At 70.3% G+C, this 18,209-nt stretch carries 20 protein-coding genes; 5 read left to right on the top strand and 15 right to left on the bottom strand.

From position 1 onward, the window contains the following. Positions 1–103: 103 nt before the first annotated feature. Both rph and ACWEKM_RS10700 read right to left on the bottom strand, forming a co-directional pair. Positions 104–841 (bottom strand): ribonuclease PH, encoded by a 738-nt coding sequence (rph, locus tag ACWEKM_RS10705; RefSeq protein ID WP_451620807.1) that lies wholly within the window; start codon positions 839–841, stop codon positions 104–106. Between the two features lie 109 nt (positions 842–950). Then, entirely contained in the window at positions 951–1,184 is a 234-nt protein-coding gene (locus ACWEKM_RS10700; RefSeq protein ID WP_451620806.1) for a glucose PTS transporter subunit EIIB, read from the bottom strand. 333 nt (positions 1,185–1,517) lie between these two features. On the opposite strand from ACWEKM_RS10700, the gene ACWEKM_RS10695 reads away from it, so the two are divergent. Beyond that, on the top strand, positions 1,518–2,768 hold the full coding sequence (locus tag ACWEKM_RS10695; RefSeq protein ID WP_451620805.1) for a PTS transporter subunit EIIC: 1,251 nt from the start codon (positions 1,518–1,520) through the stop codon (positions 2,766–2,768). A 258-nt stretch (positions 2,769–3,026) separates the two neighbouring features. Here the strand turns inward: ACWEKM_RS10695 and ACWEKM_RS10690 are convergent, their stop codons facing one another. After that, positions 3,027–3,779 (bottom strand): MBL fold metallo-hydrolase, encoded by a 753-nt coding sequence (locus ACWEKM_RS10690; protein WP_451620804.1) that lies wholly within the window; start codon positions 3,777–3,779, stop codon positions 3,027–3,029. A 263-nt stretch (positions 3,780–4,042) separates the two neighbouring features. On the opposite strand from ACWEKM_RS10690, the gene ACWEKM_RS10685 reads away from it, so the two are divergent. After that, positions 4,043–4,555 (top strand): type II toxin-antitoxin system PemK/MazF family toxin, encoded by a 513-nt coding sequence (locus tag ACWEKM_RS10685; protein ID WP_451620803.1) that lies wholly within the window; start codon positions 4,043–4,045, stop codon positions 4,553–4,555. 27 nt (positions 4,556–4,582) lie between these two features. On the opposite strand, the gene ACWEKM_RS10680 is transcribed toward ACWEKM_RS10685, so the two are convergent. From ACWEKM_RS10680 to clpS, 8 genes are all read right to left on the bottom strand, one after another. Beyond that, positions 4,583–5,263, bottom strand: coding sequence for a hypothetical protein (locus ACWEKM_RS10680; protein WP_451620802.1), 681 nt, complete (start codon positions 5,261–5,263; stop codon positions 4,583–4,585). Positions 5,264–5,407: 144 nt separating this feature from the next. Beyond that, entirely contained in the window at positions 5,408–6,358 is a 951-nt protein-coding gene (locus ACWEKM_RS10675; RefSeq protein WP_451620801.1) for a PLP-dependent cysteine synthase family protein, read from the bottom strand. An 11-nt stretch (positions 6,359–6,369) separates the two neighbouring features. Beyond that, a complete protein-coding gene (locus ACWEKM_RS10670; RefSeq protein WP_451620800.1) occupies positions 6,370–6,648 on the bottom strand; it encodes a MoaD/ThiS family protein in 279 nt (92 codons plus the stop codon). A gap of 111 nt (positions 6,649–6,759) precedes the next feature. Next, on the bottom strand, positions 6,760–6,855 hold the full coding sequence (locus ACWEKM_RS10665) for a putative leader peptide (RefSeq protein WP_451620799.1): 96 nt from the start codon (positions 6,853–6,855) through the stop codon (positions 6,760–6,762). Between the two features lie 124 nt (positions 6,856–6,979). Then, on the bottom strand, positions 6,980–7,402 hold the full coding sequence (locus ACWEKM_RS10660; protein WP_451620798.1) for a Mov34/MPN/PAD-1 family protein: 423 nt from the start codon (positions 7,400–7,402) through the stop codon (positions 6,980–6,982). A gap of 202 nt (positions 7,403–7,604) precedes the next feature. Beyond that, positions 7,605–9,023: an amino acid permease gene (locus ACWEKM_RS10655; protein ID WP_451620797.1), complete on the bottom strand. Its 1,419-nt coding sequence runs from the start codon at positions 9,021–9,023 to the stop codon at positions 7,605–7,607. A gap of 421 nt (positions 9,024–9,444) precedes the next feature. Then, entirely contained in the window at positions 9,445–10,050 is a 606-nt protein-coding gene (locus ACWEKM_RS10650; protein WP_451620796.1) for a DUF2017 domain-containing protein, read from the bottom strand. 11 nt (positions 10,051–10,061) lie between these two features. After that, positions 10,062–10,427 (bottom strand): ATP-dependent Clp protease adapter ClpS, encoded by a 366-nt coding sequence (gene clpS / locus ACWEKM_RS10645; RefSeq protein ID WP_451620795.1) that lies wholly within the window; start codon positions 10,425–10,427, stop codon positions 10,062–10,064. 8 nt (positions 10,428–10,435) lie between these two features. Here clpS and ACWEKM_RS10640 point away from each other — a divergent pair, with 8 nt between their 5' ends. Further along, positions 10,436–11,782: a nicotinate phosphoribosyltransferase gene (locus ACWEKM_RS10640; protein ID WP_451620794.1), complete on the top strand. Its 1,347-nt coding sequence runs from the start codon at positions 10,436–10,438 to the stop codon at positions 11,780–11,782. A 124-nt stretch (positions 11,783–11,906) separates the two neighbouring features. Further along, positions 11,907–12,506, top strand: a complete 600-nt coding sequence (locus tag ACWEKM_RS10635) for an isochorismatase family protein (RefSeq protein WP_451620793.1) — start codon at positions 11,907–11,909, stop codon at positions 12,504–12,506. Between the two features lie 209 nt (positions 12,507–12,715). Here ACWEKM_RS10635 and ACWEKM_RS10630 read toward each other — a convergent pair whose 3' ends face one another. Together ACWEKM_RS10630 and ACWEKM_RS10625 are read right to left on the bottom strand one after the other, a co-directional pair. Further along, on the bottom strand, positions 12,716–13,093 hold the full coding sequence (locus tag ACWEKM_RS10630) for a hypothetical protein (protein WP_451620792.1): 378 nt from the start codon (positions 13,091–13,093) through the stop codon (positions 12,716–12,718). A gap of 132 nt (positions 13,094–13,225) precedes the next feature. Then, entirely contained in the window at positions 13,226–15,577 is a 2,352-nt protein-coding gene (locus tag ACWEKM_RS10625; RefSeq protein ID WP_451620791.1) for an immune inhibitor A domain-containing protein, read from the bottom strand. Between the two features lie 400 nt (positions 15,578–15,977). On the opposite strand from ACWEKM_RS10625, the gene ACWEKM_RS10620 reads away from it, so the two are divergent. Continuing rightward, positions 15,978–16,265 (top strand): hypothetical protein, encoded by a 288-nt coding sequence (locus ACWEKM_RS10620; RefSeq protein ID WP_451620790.1) that lies wholly within the window; start codon positions 15,978–15,980, stop codon positions 16,263–16,265. Between the two features lie 85 nt (positions 16,266–16,350). On the opposite strand, the gene ACWEKM_RS10615 is transcribed toward ACWEKM_RS10620, so the two are convergent. Both ACWEKM_RS10615 and ACWEKM_RS10610 read right to left on the bottom strand, forming a co-directional pair. After that, on the bottom strand, positions 16,351–17,202 hold the full coding sequence (locus ACWEKM_RS10615; RefSeq protein WP_451620789.1) for an RDD family protein: 852 nt from the start codon (positions 17,200–17,202) through the stop codon (positions 16,351–16,353). A 154-nt stretch (positions 17,203–17,356) separates the two neighbouring features. Beyond that, a partial coding sequence (locus ACWEKM_RS10610; RefSeq protein ID WP_451620788.1) for an RDD family protein occupies positions 17,357–18,209 on the bottom strand: 853 nt, incomplete at its 5' end.

Below are 18,209 nucleotides of genomic sequence, written 5' to 3'. Positions count from 1 at the left end.
CCGGCTGGCCGGGCGCACGGTGGATGCCGTGCGCCCGTACTCATAGGGACGCCGGGCAGGGCGGCGGGGTTGCCCCGCGGCCCACTGCCTTTTGGTGCTCCCTTTACTTTTCGAGGGTGGCTTCGAGCGCCTTGTGCTGGAGGGCGGCGAGTTCGGTGCAGCCGGTGACGGCGAGGTCGAGCAGGGCGTTGAGTTCCTCGCGGGCGAAGGGTTCGGCCTCGGCGGTGCCCTGGACCTCGACGAAGCGGCCGTCGCCGGTACAGACGACGTTCATGTCGGTTTCGGCGCGCACGTCCTCCTCGTAGCAGAGGTCGAGGAGTGGGATCGCGCCGACGATGCCGACCGAGACGGCGCTCACGGTGCCGGTCAGGGGCCGGCGGCCGGGGCGGACCAGTTTGCGGCCCTGGGCCCAGGTGACGGCGTCGGCGAGGGCGACATAGGCGCCGGTGATGGCGGCGGTGCGGGTGCCGCCGTCGGCCTGGAGGACGTCGCAGTCGAGGACGATGGTGTTCTCGCCGAGGGCCTTGTAGTCGATGACGGCGCGCAGGGAGCGGCCGATGAGCCGGGAGATCTCGTGGGTACGGCCGCCGATCTTGCCCTTGACGGACTCGCGGTCGCCGCGGGTGTTGGTGGCGCGGGGCAGCATGGAGTATTCGGCGGTGACCCAGCCCTCGCCGCTGCCCTTGCGCCAGCGGGGGACGCCTTCGGTGACGGATGCGGTGCAGAAGACCTTGGTGTCGCCGAAGGAGACGAGGACGGAGCCCTCGGCGTGCTTGCTCCAGCCGCGTTCGATGGTGACCGGGCGGAGCTGTTCGGGGGTGCGGCCGTCGATTCGAGACATGGCGTTGAGCCTAGTCCCCCGGCGGGTGCACTCCGGCCGCGTGTGGGTGGCCCGTGACGGGGTGCGTGGGCGGGCCCGAGAGGTCGCGGGGTTCCCGGGTGCAGCGGGGTCACATCATGTCTTCGATCTCCGCGGCGATCGGGTCGGCGTCGGTGCCGACGATGACCTGGATGGCGGTGCCCAGCTTGACGACGCCGTGGGCGCCGGCGGCCTTCAGGGCGGCCTCGTCGACCTTGGAGGGGTCCACGACCTCGGTGCGCAGCCGGGTGATGCAGCCCTCGATCTCCTCGATGTTGTCGACCCCGCCGAGGCCGGCGACGATCTTCTCAGCCTTGCTGGCCATGTTCTCTCTCCCTGATCCGTACCGCTTTGTGGCAGTAACCCATAGTTGGCGCGGCTTCGCGAGCGATCGGGTCGTCCATGCCGAATGATGCTCGGGCCGTGCTTCACCGTTGTCTATTACGTTGCCAATTACACGGTGTTCCGTTTCGCGATCATCAGGTTCGACCCGAAGACTCCTGGACGGGAGATAGAAGAGGAGGTCGAAGGCGTCACGAAGAGATGACCGGCGATGGCACTGTGCTTATGCAATTCGTGGGTTCCTTGCATGCCCCTCATCGTGCTACAACAGGTCTACACCACTGAGCGGCGTAGACCACCCCCCGATGGAGGCAGCATGAGCACCGCCACCGCGACGGCGGCCCCCGCGAAGAAGCGGGGGTCGGGCCTGTTCCAGGGCCTGCAGAAGGTCGGCCGCAGCCTGCAGCTCCCGATCGCCGTACTGCCGGCGGCGGGCATCATGGTCCGGCTCGGCCAGGACGACATCTTCGGCAAGGACGGGCTCGGCTGGGACCGGGGCGCCGCCGTGTTCAACCAGGCGGGCAGCGCGCTGACCGGCTCCTTGCCGCTCCTCTTCTGCATCGGTGTCGCCATCGGGTTCGCCAAGAAGGCGGACGGCTCGACCGCGCTCGCCGCGGTGGTCGGCTTCCTCGTCTACAGCAAGGTCCTCCAGGCGTTCCCGGTCTCCGCCGAGGTGGTCCAGAAGGGCAAGGACATTCCGGCCGTCTACAACGACCCCGGGGTGCTCGGCGGCATCATCATGGGTCTGCTCGCCGCCGTGCTGTGGCAGCGTTTCCACCGCACCAGGCTGGTCGACTGGCTGGGCTTCTTCAACGGCCGACGGCTCGTGCCGATCATCATGGCCTTCGTCGGCCTCGTGACGGGCGTCTTCTTCGGCCTGGTCTGGGAGCCGATCGGCAACGGCATCGCGCACTTCGGCGAGTGGATGACCGGCCTCGGCGCGGGTGGTGCGGCCCTGTTCGGCGCCGTGAACCGGGCCCTGATCCCGGTCGGCATGCACCAGTTCGTGAACACCGTGGCCTGGTTCCAGCTCGGCGACTTCAAGAACTCGGCCGGTGAGGTCGTGCACGGCGACATCACCCGGTTCCTGGCCGGTGACCCGTCCGCCGGTCTCTTCCAGTCCGGTTTCTTCCCGATCATGATGTTCGGTCTGCCGGCCGCCGCGCTGGCCATCGCCCACTGCGCCCGCCCGGAGCGCCGCAAGGCCGTGCTGGGCATGATGATCTCCCTCGCGCTGACCTCGTTCGTCACGGGTGTGACCGAGCCGATCGAGTTCTCCTTCATGTTCGTCGCGCCGGTCCTGTACGTGCTGCACGCGGTGCTCACCGCGGTGTCGATGGCGGTGACCTGGGCCCTGGGCGTGCACGCCGGATTCAACTTCTCGGCCGGTCTCATCGACTACGCGCTCAACTGGCACCTGGCGACCAGGCCCTGGCTGATCATCCCGATCGGCCTGGTCTTCGCGGGCGTCTACTACGCGACCTTCCGTTTCGCCATCGTCAGGTTCGACCTGTTGACCCCGGGCCGCGAGCCCGAGGAGGAGGTCGAGGACCTCACCAAGGCGTAAGAGCTGCGAACAGGATGGGAGTCCGATCAGCGTGCGGCGTCTGGTGCGTGCGATCGCAAGGCGCCGGAAGGTCCTCGTAGCGGAGCTACTAGGGCGTTTCGGCAACGCCGCGAGCGTGCGTGCCAGGCGTCGCACGCCGGGCGCCCATTCTGTTCGCAGCTCTAAGCCCCGCGCATGGCAGAACGGAGGCCCCGGAACCGCGGAGGCGGCTTCGGGGCCTTCTCGTGCTCGTGCGTACTGGCCTGCGCCGCGTACGGACTAGATCTCGTACGACGCCCTGGGCGCGGCCAGCTCCACCGGGCCGTCGAAGACGGCGCGGGCGTCCGTCAGGTTGGCCTCGGGGTCGGTCCATGGGGGGATGTGGGTGAGGACCAGGCGCCGGGCACCCGCGCGGGCGGCGGTCTCGCCCGCCTCACGGCCGTTGAGGTGCAGGTCGGGGATGTTCTCCTTGCCGTACGTGAACGCGGCCTCGCACAGAAAGAGGTCGGTGTCCCGGGCCAGCTCGTCGAGCGCCGCGGTGACACCCGTGTCGCCGGAGTACGTCAGCGACATCCCGCCGTGTTCGACGCGGATGCCGTACGCCTCCACGGGGTGCCGCACCCGTTCGGTGTGCACCGTGAACGGGCCGATCTCGAACGTGGACGGCTTGACCGTGTGGAAGTCGAAGACCTCGCTCATGGACGAGGCGGTGGGGGTGTCGGCGTAGGCGGTGGTGAGCCGCTGTTCCGTGCCCTCGGGTCCGTAGACCGGGAGCGGGGCGGCGCGTCCGCCGTCGTGCCGGTAATAGCGCGCCACGAAATAGGCACACATGTCGATGCAGTGGTCGGCGTGCAGATGACTGAGGAAGATCGCGTCGAGGTCGTAGAGACCGCAGTGGCGCTGCAGCTCGCCAAGGGCGCCGTTGCCCAGGTCGAGGAGCAGCCGGAAGCCGTCGGCCTCGACGAGGTAGCTCGAACAGGCCGAGTCCGCGGACGGAAACGACCCCGAGCAGCCGACGACGGTGAGCTTCATGAAGCAGAAACCTCCGTTGGCGGTGAATCCGGCTGGAGCGAACCGGATGGAACTCTCCAGAAAGGGTGAAAGGGGTTCAGGAAAGGCGCACACAGGGGTCGTGCGGTCCGTCGAGCGTACGGCGCGACAGCACGGGTCGCTCCTTCGCCAGGGGCCGTTGTGGGCGAACTCACCTGTGGTGTCACCGGTTCGGCTGGACCTGATGCGCGGGTGTCTTGGCAGAGGGCGCGCGCAGGGTTGCACGCGCCGGTACCGTCAACGATATGGACACGTCCTGGTGGCTGGCGCTCGCGGCGGTGGTACTGCTCGCGCTGGTTGCCACGCTCGTCGACGGCTGGGGACGCGGCCGTCGCCCGGCGCGGCGCGGGACGCGACCGCCTGGGCGCGAGGAGCATCCGCGGGCGCGCGCGGAGCGGCCGCGGCCGGGTGACATCTGGTGGGTGAACCTGCCCTACGGAGGCGGGCCAGAGTCGGAAGGGGCCGCGCGCAGCACGTCAGGCAGGACAGCGGTGGGAGACGGGCGGGCGAAGGACCGGCCCTGTCTGGTGCTGGCGGTGCACGGCAAGCGGGCCACGGTGGCGAAGATCTCCAGCAAGTATCACGACGAACGCGCCGGGGTGATCCCGCTTCCGCCGGGTTCCGTCGGCGACGCGCACGGCCGCCCGAGCTTCCTGGAGACGGACGAGCTGCGCCAGGTGCCGGTGTGGGACTTCCGGCGCCGGGTGGGCGTGGTCGATCCGGTCCTGTGGGACCAGGTGCGGCACCTGGCCACCTGAGTACGGGCCGGTCCGCGCGGGTGCGGCTCAGCGGACCCGTACGGCGACCGCCCAGTTCTGGATGCCCAGGCAGGAGACCTGGCCGGGGTCGGTTCGTGCGCACAGCGGGCGGGACGAGGTGAGCCGTGCGGTGCCGGGGGCGATGGCCTCGTAGGCGGCGACCGCGTCGCCGGGCAGGATGACGAAGCCCGGGTTGGCCGGTTTCAGCGCGTCGCCGCTCGCGGTGAGCGGCTTCCAGGGGCGGTCCGCGGTGCCGTCCAGCGTGATCCGCACCTCCCCGCCGCGCTTCAGGCACAGGCTGCGGCCGTTGTCGGCGGCGGTCAGCTCGGCCCGGGTCACACAGCCGTCGGCCGTCGGCGCCGGGCTCGACGGCGGCAGCGTTCCCGGAGCGGAGGGCGTGCCCGGTGCAGATGACGTGACCGGGCCGGACGGGGCGCCCGGAGTGGAGGGCGTGACCGGAGCGGGCGGCGTGGCCGGGCCGGAGGACCGCGGGCCCGAGGCGGGCGGCGTGGCCGGGGCGGACGACATCGCGCCGCTACCGCCGCTGCCGCCGCCCGCGCCGTCCTGCGCGGTCCCGCCGGCGCCCCGGCCGCCGCAGCCCGCGAGCAGGATCACGGCCGCCGCGGCGGCGACCGCCGTGCGGTGGACCGTTGTGCGGTGGACCGTCCTGCAGTGGACGGTCGTGCGATGAACCGTCGTACGACGCATGGGGGTGACCGCCTTCCGCCGGGTGTCGGGCCCCGGTACGGATGTGACGTTCCCCCCGGCCGTCCGGATCCCGCGCAGACCACGGCCGGGGTCCACCGGCCGGGGTCCGCCATCCGGCGGTCAGGGGCGCCGGTCCGAGGGGCGCTACGCCCAGAGTTGACCCTGGAGCCGCTCGATGGCCTCCTCCGTCGTGGCCGCCGTGTAGACGCCCGTGGACAGGTACTTCCAGCCGCCGTCGGCCACGATGAAGGCGATGTCGGCACTCTCGCCGGCCTGCACCGCCTTCCGGCCGACGCCGATCGCGGCGTGCAGCGCGGCCCCCGTGGAGACGCCCGCGAAGATGCCCTCCTGCTGGAGGAGCTCACGGGTGCGGGTGACCGCGTCGGCCGAGCCGACCGAGAAGCGGGTGGTGAGCACGGAGGCGTCGTACAGCTCCGGTACGAACCCCTCGTCGAGGTTGCGCAGGCCGTACACCAGGTCGTCGTAGCGCGGCTCGGCGGCGACGATCTTCACGTCCGGCTTGTGCTCGCGCAGGAAGCGGCCGACGCCCATGAGGGTGCCGGTGGTGCCGAGGCCCGCGACGAAGTGGGTGATCGAGGGGAGGTCGGCGAGGATCTCCGGGCCGGTGGTGGCGTAGTGGGCGCCGGCGTTGTCCGGGTTGCCGTACTGGTAGAGCATCACCCAGTCCGGGTGCTCGGCGGCCAGTTCCTTGGCGACGCGCACGGCGGTGTTGGAGCCGCCCGCGGCCGGCGAGGAGATGATCTCGGCGCCCCACATGCCGAGCAGGTCCCGGCGCTCCTGCGAGGTGTTCTCGGGCATCACGCACACCATGCGGTAGCCCTTGAGCTTGGCCGCCATGGCGAGGGAGATGCCGGTGTTGCCGGAGGTGGGCTCCAGGATCGTGCAGCCGGGGGTGAGCCGGCCGTCCTTCTCCGCCTGCTCGATCATGTGCAGGGCCGGGCGGTCCTTGACCGAGCCGGTCGGGTTGCGGTCCTCCAGCTTGGCCCAGATCCGGACGTCGGCGGACGGTGAAAGGCGCGGCAGGCGGACCAGGGGCGTGCCGCCCACCGCGGCGAGCGGGGAGTCGTAGCGCATCGGGGATCAGCTCAGGCCATGCCGCCGGCCACGGCCGGCAGGATCGTCACGGTGTCGCCGTCGGACAGCTTGCTGTCGATGCCGTCGACGAACCGAACGTCCTCGTCGTTCAGATAGACGTTGACGAAGCGGCGCAGCTTGCCGTCTTCCACGATGCGGGCCTGGATGCCCGCGTGCCGGGTCTCAAGGTCGGCGAACAGCGCGGCGAGGGTGTCACCGCTGCCCTCCACCGCCTTCTGACCGTCGGTGTACTGGCGGAGGATGGTGGGGATGCGGACCTCGATGGCCATGGTTGCGGGCTCCTGTCGGAAGTATCGGTTCGGGGCGCACAGTGGGGTCCCCCCAGGCTCTCGGCACGGGGGGAACGCCGCGGCTCACGGGCGCACGGCGGCAGGGAAACGTCAACAGATGGCGCTGTTCAGCCTGCACAGATCGACGTGCAGCCGCGCCACGAGCAACACGCCCCGCGCCTTCTCGCTCACGTCGTGGAGAACCATGGGCTCATCGTATCGATTCCCGGTCCGCTTCCTGGAATGTGATCTCGCATAGTGGATGAATTCTGACCGAATTGTGGTCAGTATGCGTAGGTCGGCACGCGTCGGTCAGGTCGGCACGCGTCGGTCAGTACGCCTCGACGACCTTGACCTCCTCTTCGGTGACCTCGCCGTCGAGAATCCGGAAGGAGCGGAACTGGAACTCACCGAGGCCGTCGGCGTCCGCCGTGGACACCAGCACGTAGTGGGCGCCGGGCTCGTTGGCGTAGCCGATGTCGGTGCGGGACGGGTACGCCTCGGTCGCGGTGTGGGAGTGGTAGATGATCACCGGCTCCTCGTCGCGGTCGTCCAGCTCGCGGTAGAGCTTCAGGAGGTCCTGGGAGTCGAACTCGTAGAACGTGGGCGAGCGGGCGGCGTTGAGCATCGGGACGAAGCGCTCGGGGCGGTCGGTGCCCGCCGGGCCCGCGACCACGCCGCACGCCTCGTCCGGGTGGTCCTCGCGGGCGTGCGCGACGATCCGGTCGTACAGGTCCTGGGTGAGGGTCAGCATGCGGGCAAGGATAAGCAGAAGGGCCGCTCGTACCGAGGGCTGGTACGGAGCGGCCCATATGACGGACGCTCTGGGCCGCGGCGGCGGCCACGTGTGACGCGCCACGGCCGGGCGCCCTCGGCGGGGGACCGTCGGGGCCCCGCCGGTTCGTTCACCGCGCGCCGCACGCGCACCGCACGTGCTCCACCACGATCCTCCCCGTTCAGACCACCTTCTCCAGTGCCGGTTCGCGGGGTCCGGTGATCCCGGGCGTGCGGTTCCTGAGCACCAACCAGCCGATGCCGAGCGCGACCGCCCAGACCGCCATCACATACAGGCAGACCCGGGAGTCGGCGTCGTAGGCGATCAGTCCGGTGACGAAGATCAGGAACACGATGGCGATCCAGCTGCACACCGAGCCGCCCGGCGCCGGGAAGGAGGACGCGGGCAGCCGGCCCGCGACGACCTCGCGGCGGTAGCGGACATGGCTGATCAGGATCATCAGCCAGGTCCAGATGCCGGCCGCGGTGGCGACGGAGGTCACATAGCCGAACGCCTTCTCCGGGACGACGTAGTTGAGGACCACTCCGATGGCCATGAAGGCGACGGAGACCGTGATGCCGAGCGCGGGGGTCTTGGTGGCCGAGAGCCGGCTGAACGCCTTCGGGGCCTCGCCGTTGTCCGCGAGGGTGCGCAGCATGCGGCCCGTGGAGTACATGCCGGAGTTGCAGGACGACAGGGCCGCGGTGAGCACCACGAAGTTGACGATGCCCGCGCCGGCCGGGATGCCGATGACCGCGAACGCCTTCACGAAGGGACTGACCCCCTCGGCGAACTCGGTCCACTTCACCACGCACAGGATGACGGTGAGGGCGCCCACGTAGAAGAGCGCGATCCGCCAGGGCAGGGTGTTGATCGCCTTCGGGAGGGTCTTCTCCGGGTTGGCCGACTCGCCGGCGGTGACGCCGACCAGCTCCACGGCGAGGTAGGCGAACATGACGCCCTGCAGGGTCATCAGGGAGGAGCCGATGCCCTTGGGGAAGAAGCCGTCGAACTGCCAGAGGTTGGAGACCGTGGCGGTGTCGCCGGCCGCGCTGAAGCCGAAGGTGAGCACGCCCAGGCCGATCACGATCATGCCGATGAGCGCGGTGACCTTGACCATCGAGAACCAGAACTCGATCTCGCCGAACAGCTTCACCGAGATCAGGTTGGCCACGAACAGGACCACGAGGAAGACCAGGGCCGTCACCCACTGCGGGACCGACGGGAACCAGTAGTGGACGTAGATCGCGGCGGCCGTCAGCTCGGCCATGCCGGTCACCACCCACATCAGCCAGTACGTCCAGCCGGTGAAGTAGCCGAAGAACGGGCCGAGGAATTCCCGGGAGTACTCGGCGAAGGAGCCCGAGACGGGCCGGTAGAGCAGCAGCTCGCCGAGCGCCCGCATGATGAAGAAGATGACGCCGCCGGCGAGGGCGTACATCAGGATGAGGCTGGGTCCGGCCTTGGCGATGTTCGCCCCGGCTCCCAGGAACAGACCGACGCCGATGGCACCGCCGATCGCGATCATCTGGACCTGCCTGCTGCCGAGCCCGCGCTCGTAGCCCTCTTCAGGTGCCTCGGTGACCTGCGATGAGGTCATGTGTGGTGCGCCTTTCTCCATGCCGATCCAGGCCCTTCGGCGGCCCCGGATCGGGTCTCGATCCCCCCGGACTGATGGAGTCGCGCCTGGCCGGTGGTCACCGGCTCGGCGGCGCACCCGGTCGAACACGGGTGGTGTTCGCCGGGCGGTCGTGAAGATGTACCACGACAGCCATACAGATCACACCGGTGCACTGTGACGCATCACACGGAAAAAGGGGACAAGAGGTGCGCAGTCGCCATAAAGAGGGTCACTTTGATGACGCGATCGTTATCCGAATCCGAGCGTCCTCTGAGCGAACACAACAAACGGACACGGCAAGCGGTCACGACAAGCGGACACGACTCACGAACGCGGCAGGCGAACGCGGTACGCGGACACGAGCAGCCAACGCGACCAGCAAACGCGGCAACGGGACGGATCAGGGCAAAAGTGTCGAGACGAGGGTGTCCTGGAGCCCGCCCAGCCACAGGTACGCCATCACCATCGGCTTGCGCGAGTCCTCGTCCGGCAGCCGGTAGAGCAGATCGGTGTCGTCCTCGTCGGTGATCTCCAGCCGGGAGCCGATCGCCAGCCGCAGGTCGTTGAGCGCACCCAGCCATTGCCGGGACTCCCCCGACGACAGCTTGAGGACCGCACCGCCCTCCCCCGCCGCGGCCAGCGCGTCCAGGGCGCGGATCACCGCGAGGGCGTTCTCCCGTTTGCCGGCCCGTAGGTCGTTCTCGGTGTAGCGGCGGAACTCGGCGGAGTGCGCCTGCCGCTCCTCGGCCTCCTCGGGCGAGTCCGGCGCCCGCTCGGGGTCGCTGTAGGCGTCCGGGAAGAGGCGGCGCAGCACCGGGTCGTCGGGCGGCTCGCTGGGGCCCTCGGCGAACAGCTCGGCGAGCGGGTCGGCGGGGGCGTCCGGGGCGGGGCCGGGGCCGATCAGTTCCAGCAGCTGGACGGCCAGCGACCGGATGATGGAGATCTCGACGTCGTCGAGCGCGACGGCGGCGCCGCCGCCGGGGAGCGGTTCGAAGTGTCCTGGCATCGGTGGGGTCGTTACTTCCGGTCCTGCTGGAGGGTGGCCCACAGACCGTAGCCGTGCATGGCCTGCACGTCGCGTTCCATCTCCTCGCGACTGCCGCTGGAGACGACCGCCCGGCCCTTGTGGTGGACGTCGAGCATGAGCTTGGTGGCCTTGTCCTTGGGATAGCCGAAGTACGCCTGGAAGACGTACGTCACATAGCTCATGAGGTTGACCGGGTCGTTGTGCACGATCGTGACCCAGGGGACGTCGGGCTCGGGTACGGCGAAGACCTCCTCCGCCGACTCGGTGCGTTCGATCTCTACGGGCGCGGGTGACGTCACATGGCCATGCTGCCACGCCCGGCAAAAATCGTCACACTGACGAAATGGGGGTAGCATGCGAAGCCATGGACACAGCGGACCTTGGGCTCCCGGTGGACGTGCCGTCCACCGCGCTCTTCACGGACCAGTACGAGCTGACGATGTTGCAGGCGGCCCTCAAGGCGGGCACCGCCGGGCGGCGCAGCGTGTTCGAGGTCTTCACCCGACGGCTGCCGAACGGGCGCCGCTACGGCGTCGTGGCGGGCACCGGGCGCGTCCTGGACGCGGTCGAGAACTTCCGTTTCGACGCGGGCGTCCTCGGCTTCCTGCGGGAGCGGCAGATCGTCGACGAGGAGACCCTCCAGTGGCTGTCCGGCTACCGCTTCGGCGGTGACATCTGGGGCTACCCCGAGGGCGAGGTGTACTTCCCGGGCTCGCCGCTGCTGCGGGTCGAGGGGTCGTTCGCCGAGTGCGTGCTCCTGGAGACGGTGGTCCTGTCCATCCTCAACCACGACTCGGCGATCGCCGCCGCGGCCTCCCGGATGGCCTCGGCCGCCGGGAGCCGGCCGCTGATCGAGATGGGCGCCCGGCGCACCCATGAGCTGTCCGCCGTGGCCGCCGCGCGCGCGGCCTATATAGGCGGCTTCGCCACCACCTCCGATCTGGCGGCCGGCTTCCGTTACGGCATCCCGACGGTGGGCACCTCCGCCCACGCCTTCACCCTGCTGCACGACTGCGAGCGGGACGCCTTCCGGGCCCAGGTGGACTCGCTCGGGCGGGGCACCACGCTGCTGGTGGACACCTACGACGTCGCCGAGGCCGTCCGGACCGCCGTCGAGGTCGCCGGGCCGGAGCTGGGCGCGGTGCGCATCGACTCCGGTGACCTGCTGCTGGTCGCGCACCGGGTGCGGCAGCAGCTGGACGAGCTGGGCGCCGTCGACACGAAGATCGTCGTGACCTCGGACCTGGACGAGTACGCCATCGCCTCGCTCGCCGCCGCCCCGGTGGACGCGTACGGCGTCGGCACCCAGCTGGTCACCGGCTCCGGGCATCCGACCTGCTCGATGGTCTACAAGCTGGTGGCGCGCGCCGAGTCGACCGACCCGCGGGCACCGCTGGTGCCGGTGGCCAAGCGGTCCACCGGCGGCAAGACCTCCATCGGCGGGCGCAAGTGGGCCGCCCGGCGGCTGGACGCGGAAGGGGTGGCGCAGGCCGAGGTCATCGGCATCGGGCCGGTGCCCGCGGATCTGGTCGAGCGGCAGCTCCTGGTCGAGCTGGTCAAGGCCGGCGAGGTGGTGGCCCGCGAGCCGCTGGACGTCGTGCGCGACCGGCACGCCGCCGCCCGCGCCGATCTGCCGCTGTCCGCTACGCAGCTGTCGCGCGGGGAACCCGTCATTCCGACGGAGTATGTCCCGGGACGGTCGGCCGGCTAGAGCGGGATCGCCATCGCCCGCCCCCGACGACCCCCTCCCGTACCGCCGCCGAAGTCTCTAGGCTCATAGCTTCCCTCCCCCGGGCTCCGGGAGCCGGGGGGACCGCCAGTCGAAGGACACGACCATGCGCCGCGCCTTGATCGTCGTAGACGTGCAGAACGACTTCTGCGAGGGGGGCAGCCTGGCCGTGGCCGGGGGTGCCGATGTGGCCGCCGCCATCACGGAGCTGATCGGCCAGGCCACGGCGGGCTACCGGCATGTGGTGGCGACCCGTGACCACCACATCGCGCCCGGTGGCCACTTCGCCGACAACCCCGACTACGTGGACTCCTGGCCCGCGCACTGCGTCGCCGGTACGGAGGGCGTGGGCTTTCACCCGAACTTCGCCCCCGCGGTCGCCTCCGGGGCGATCGACGCCGTCTTCGACAAGGGGGCGTACGCGGCGGCCTACAGCGGCTTCGAGGGCGCCGACGAGAACGGGGTGTCCCTGGCCGACTGGCTCAGGGCGCGGGAGGTCGACGAGGTGGACGTGGTGGGCATCGCCACGGACCACTGCGTGCGCGCCACCGCCCTGGACGCCGTACGGGAGGGCTTCCGCACCCACGTCCTGCTGGACCTGACCGCCGGAGTGGCCGAGCAAACGACCCAACGCGCGATCGAAGACCTACGCAAAGCAGGCGCAACCCTCACCGGCAAACCCCTCGTCCAGCCCCCCTCCACCTAGCCGAGCCCCAACAAAGCGCTGGACCACACCCTGAAGGGGCGCGAGGAACCGCGCACAGAGCCGCGACACCGGCACATCACAACCCACCCAGCGAAGCGACCCAACAGCACCCCAAAGGGGCGCGGGGAACTGCGCGACCAGCCACAACCCACCCGCACCCAACCAACAACCCGATCACACCCAACCCAGCAGCGCGCCCCCGCACAAAATCACCGCCCCAACCCCGCCCCACCCAGCGGAGCGCTAGGGCGTAGGAGGGCCCTGATCGGGTGCCACAGCTCGGTCGTCAGCTCCGCCGTCGTGACGTCCGCGGCGGGGGCGGTACGCCATATCAGGCCGTCCGGATGGTGCAGGACCGCCGTGATCTCGTCCGGGGTCGGCGGGGCCGCATTGCCACGCAGATAGACCGCCCGCATGCCCAGGTTGCGCAGCCGGGTCAGGGCCCGCGCCCGGTTGTGGGCGTGCACCAGCACCCGCACTCCGCACGTGGGCGGGCCCGCGGACGAGCCGTCGGCGGTGGGGCTGGGCAGGTTCAGTGCCACCACCACCGTGCCGTTCGGCAGCTTGCAGAAACCTCCTGCGGCCATTCAGTCACATCCCCGTTTTTGGTCGGCGTCAGCCGGTGTCAATAAGAGCGCCACAGGACGCACCTAAACACGATCGGCGGCGACCCGCCAAGGGGCCGCCGCCGATACGCCTCTGACCTGCGAGGATGCAAACTACTTCACTGCGGGACCGACCTCGATCTCGATCGTCGAGCCGTCCCACGCCTGCCTGGCGATCTTGATCTTGGTGTTGGTGTCAGTGATCTTCACACCGCCGGCCGGGTTCGCCGGGTCGTAGTACGTGCTGGTGTGGTCGTTGAAGACCGGCACCCCCCTCGACGGCTTGATCACGGTCGGCACGTCCGCCTTGTGCAGCGTGATGCCGTCCGTGGGCTCCAGGCTGAACGTCGAGTCGTATGCCTGGATGCGGTTGCGCATCAGCGTGCCGTCGGTCCACCGCAGGGCGCCCGGGTGCGAGTCGACCGGGAGGATCAGACCGGTACCGGGGTGGGCGCCGGTGTTGTTGTCCTGCTGGGAGGTGTCCCACTTCCAGATCAACAGGCCGTTCTGGTACGGGTAATGCTCCACCCAGCCCGGACGGGTCGTCGAGAAGCCGAAGTTGTACGGGCCGGTCCGCAACGTCCTGTCGTACGACTCGTACTGGCGATTCTCGGCGATGTAGTACTGCTTGTAGTCCTTGGTGAACGACGATCCGACCCGGGAGAAGCCGTTCGCCGTCCAGGCCGCGTCCGCGCTCTCCGCGTCGTCCGAGAAGACCGTCGCACCGTCCGCGGTCACGGCGATCCGGTCGGCCGCGAAGCCCTTCTGCGCCACCCCGCCGTCGGTCTGGTAGCGGAAGCGCAGCTGGATCTTCTGGCCCGCGTAGGCATCCAGCGGGTACGACAGCTTCTGGTAGGCGTCGATCGTGCCGGTCAGGGCCGGCTTGTCGCTGGCGTCGCGCGGAATGGGCCCGCCGTCCACCGTGCCGTCGAGCGCGGTCCAGTTGGCGCCGTCGTCGGTCGACACCTCGGTGTAGAGGTGGTCGTACCCGGCCTCGATGTCGTACCAGCCGTCCAGGGTCAGCGCGGCCGAGGACGTGCCGGTCAGGTCCACGGAACGGGTCAGCGTGTTCTTGAGGTTGTCACCGCTGCCGCTCCACCACTGCGTCGAGCCCTGCGCCGGGGTGACGATCTCGGTCGTGACCGCATTGTCGGGGAGCGCGACGACCAGCGCCTGCCGGTACTTGGTGTTGTACTCGGCGAGGCCCAGCTTGTGCCAGGACGTGAGGCCGGCCTTCGCCACGTCGTAGTTGAGCCAGCCCAGTTGGAGCTTGTCCCAGGCGTTCATGTCGCCGGGCAGGTCGCCGATGGCCTCCTGGCCCCGGCCGAGCCAGGAGCCGGCCGACATCAGGGTCCAGAAACCGGTGGAGTTCTCGCCGCCCGCGGTGTCGTACTCGTCCGGCAGTCCGAGGTCGTGGCCGTACTCGTGGGCGAAGACGCCCAGGCCGCCGTTCTCCGGCTGGATGGTGTAGTCACCGGCCCAGATGCCGGTGTTGCCTATCTGAGTGCCGCCGAGCTTGTTGTGGTCGGGGCCGGTGGCGCCGGCGTCGGTGCCGAAGGCGTACCAGCGGTGGGCCCAGATGGCGTCCTCGCCCTGAGCGCCGCCGCCCGCGGACTCGTCCTCACCGGCGTGCACGATCTGGAAGTGGTCGAGGTAGCCGTCGGGCTCGTTGAAGTCGCCGTCGCCGTCGTAGTCGTAGCGGTCCCACTGGTCGTACTGGGCCACGTCCGCCTTGATGTCGGCGTCGGAGCGGCCGGCCGCCTTCTGGTCGGCGACCCAGGCGTTCAGACCGTCGCGGACGACGTCCCAGACGCTGGAGCAGGTGCTGGAGCCGCACGCGTTGTTGCCGTAACGGGCCTCGTTGTAGGGGACCTTGACCCAGTCGGAGACCTCGCCGTCCACCGAGTAACGGCCCGAGGACTGCTTCTCGTAGTACTTCTTCAGCGACTCGGTGGCCTTGCCGGTGCCGAAGTAGAGGTCCTCGTAGTGCTTCTGGTTGTAGTCGGACTTCCAGTCGGTGCTGTTGTCCTTGGTGCGGTCCGGCGCCCCTATCGCGTTGTGCAGCGGGCCGGCGGAGCCGCCGTACCGGGGGTCGGCCTGGTCGCCGAACTCGACCAGGATCGTGAAGATCTTGTCGGTCTTCTCGCGGCCCAACTCGACGTACTTGCCGTCGCCCCTCCCGCGGTCGAGCCGGACGACCTTCGAACCGTCGCGGTCCTTCACCTGGGCCTTGCCGGCGATGACCTGGTTGAGGGCCTCCTGACGCTGGGCCTCCTGGGTCCGGCTCAGCGGGCCGTCGAGGTTGTGCGTCTCCTGTTTCACCGGGGCCGGGTCGTGCCGGGTCGCGGCAGCCGACGCGGCGGTGGTGCTCGCCTCCGCGACGGCGAACGTCGCGAACGTGGCCGAGGCCGCCGCGAGCGCAACACCGACCGCGGCGACTCTGAACGTCCAGGGTCTGCTGGTCACTTGAGTTCCTCCCCCGCGTCGCCGCGCACGGGAAAGGTGGTCCCGGGCTTGACGGGTCCGTGCGCGCCTGATCAACGCGTGTAGTCAAGTGACGACATTTGACTAGAGGTTCAAGAGAAAAGACAGATCTTGACTTGAGCAGGACAACTACACTATGCGTGGCCGCCGTTCGACGAGGATGCCTGTGGCATACCCAACCGGCGCATGAGACCCTCCACTTGCTGGACGCATGACTCCGTGCGCCCCCTGTGCACCGGTACCGTGAGTTAGGCCATGCTTACCGGCCGTTCCGCTCGGGCATGCACGCGAATAGAGTCGAATGTGGAACGCCCGGAAGTCGGCGGAAAAGCCAGGTCGCTTACCCGCCTCACCCCCAATATCCTCCGAGGACACGATTGCCATGCCTCGTCCGACTGCCGCACAGCTCGCCTACGGTTCATGCACCGTGATCTTCTCGACGCTCGCCATGCTGCTGCTGTCGCAGACGAGTTCGGGAGTGGGGATCGCCGTGATCGCCCTCGCGTCGCTCGCCCTGGGGCTGCTGGTCGCCCTGACGGTCCCCCTGCCCAAGTCTCGTACGGTCGCCCCGACGGCCGGGACGCCGACCACCGCCGAGCGGGTGGTGCCGGCGCCGCGCAAGCCGGTGACCGCCGTGGCCGAGCCCGTGCGCGAGCCCACCGCTCGCTGAGTGACACACGAAGTCGGCGGGTCCGTGAGGGTTATGGACCCGCCGACTGCTGTCGTCCCCCGGCGGCTCGTGCGGCCCGCCGGGCTCACCCGGTGCTGACCACCACCGTCTTGGCGGCCTTGTCGTGCAGGCCCTGCTTGTAGGGCCGGTCGAAGAAGCTCCAACCGCCGCAGATCGCGGTCCAGATGCAGGCGCAGCAGAACGCGAACGGGATCCACAGCACCAGCGCGCGGACCAGCGAGGTCTGCACGGAGGGCGTGGCGCCGTTGTCCAGGTTGGCCACGCGCATGCCCAGCCACTTCTTGCCCAGGGTCTGGCCCGTCCTGGAGATCAGGATGGTGTCGTAGGCGATGTAGAGCACGGCGGCGATCAGCGACTGCGCGAACGACTTGCCGACCTCGACCTTGTCGCCGTTCATCTGGTACTCGCGCACCCCGAAGGCCCAGGTGAGCAGCCAGACGACGATGCCGACCAGGATCAGGTCGATGATGCGGGCGAGGGTGCGCTTGCCGCTGTCGGCGAGCGGGGGCATGCCGGCGAGCGGGTCGGCGGGCCCACCGGCGCCTCCGTAGGGCCCGCCGCCGTGGGGCGGGGGTTGCTCACCTCCGTGGGGCGGGGGCTGCTGACCACCGTAGGGCGGAGGCTGCTCGCCGCCGGAGGGCGGTGGCGGCTGTCCGCCGGAGGGCGGTGGCGGCTGTCCGCCGGAGGGCGGTGGCGGCTCGCCGCCCGCGCCGCCCTCCGGTGGGGGCTGCCCGCCTTCGCCGCCCTGGGGCGGGGGCTGTTCTCCCCCACCGCCCGGGGGCGTCGGCTGTCGGCCCTGGCCGCCGTGCGGGGTGTCGTAGGGCGTGCCCGACCCTGGACCGGACGGGGGCGGCTTCCTGAACGGGTCTTCTTCCGGTGGCTGCTGTCCTGAGCCGGGGGGCGGTTCACTGCTCATGGCCCGAGTGGACCGCGGACCGCCCGGTTCCGCATCCGGCGGGCGGCTGTCCGGAGTACGGGATCACCGAGGCCCTACGGCGGATCCGCGCCTCCCGCAACGGGCGTAGGGCCTGTCGTCACATTCCCGTGACGACAGGCTCTTGGGCCCTCGGTCAGCCCGCCACGAAGGTGTGGGCCGCCTTGTCGTGCCAGCACTGATGCCAGGGACGGTCGAACAGGCACCACGCGAAGCCGATGACCCCGATGCCGAGCAGACCCGGGACCGTGTGCACGAGCCAGCGCCGCAGGGACGCGCCGAAGCCCGGCGGCTCATGGCCCTCGATGTCCCGCACCTCCAGGCCGCACAGCCGCTTGCCCAGCGTGCGGCCCCACTTGGCCGTGGGCAGCACCTCGTAGAGGACGCCGACGAGGAGGAGGACCGCGATGACGCTGCCGAGGTAGGTGCCCGTCGTGCCGTCGAGCAGCCAGACCGTGACCGTGCGGCCGGAGAGCTTGGCCGCGTCGATCTTCTCCTGGATGTGGTCGGCCGCCCTGGCACCGAGCGGCACGGCGGCCACCGCGGTGACGGCGCCGACGGCCACGGTGTCGATCAGCCGGGCCGCCAGCCGCTTGCCGAGTGCCGCGGGCCGGGCCGCGGCCTGCCGCCGCGCCATCGCCTGGAAGGGGTCCTCCACGGGTGGCTTCCACGGCGCCACGGACTGTTCGTCGCCGGCCCCCGCGAGCTGGTGCACCTGCTGCGCCCAGGAGGACTGCCCGCCGCCGGGCCCGCTGGTGACGGGGGTGGACTGCTGCGGCACGGCGGGAGCGGCGGGAGCGGCGACCTGGGCCGCGGCGCCCGCCCGGCCCTCGGCCTGCGCCGCGGCGGCACGGGCCGCGGCGGCCTTGCCGGCCCCGAACCCGGGCCCGCCGGAACCCGCGCCCGGGCCCCCGGCGGAAGCCGCACCGCCCGCCCCCGGACCGCCGACGCGACCGGCGGCGGAGCCACCCGCGCCCGACCCCTGCGCC

The sequence above is a fragment of the Streptomyces sp. NPDC004752 genome, from assembly GCF_053601275.1.
Note: the sequence above shows the minus strand (reverse complement) of the source record. Positions and strands in the feature narration are given on the sequence as shown.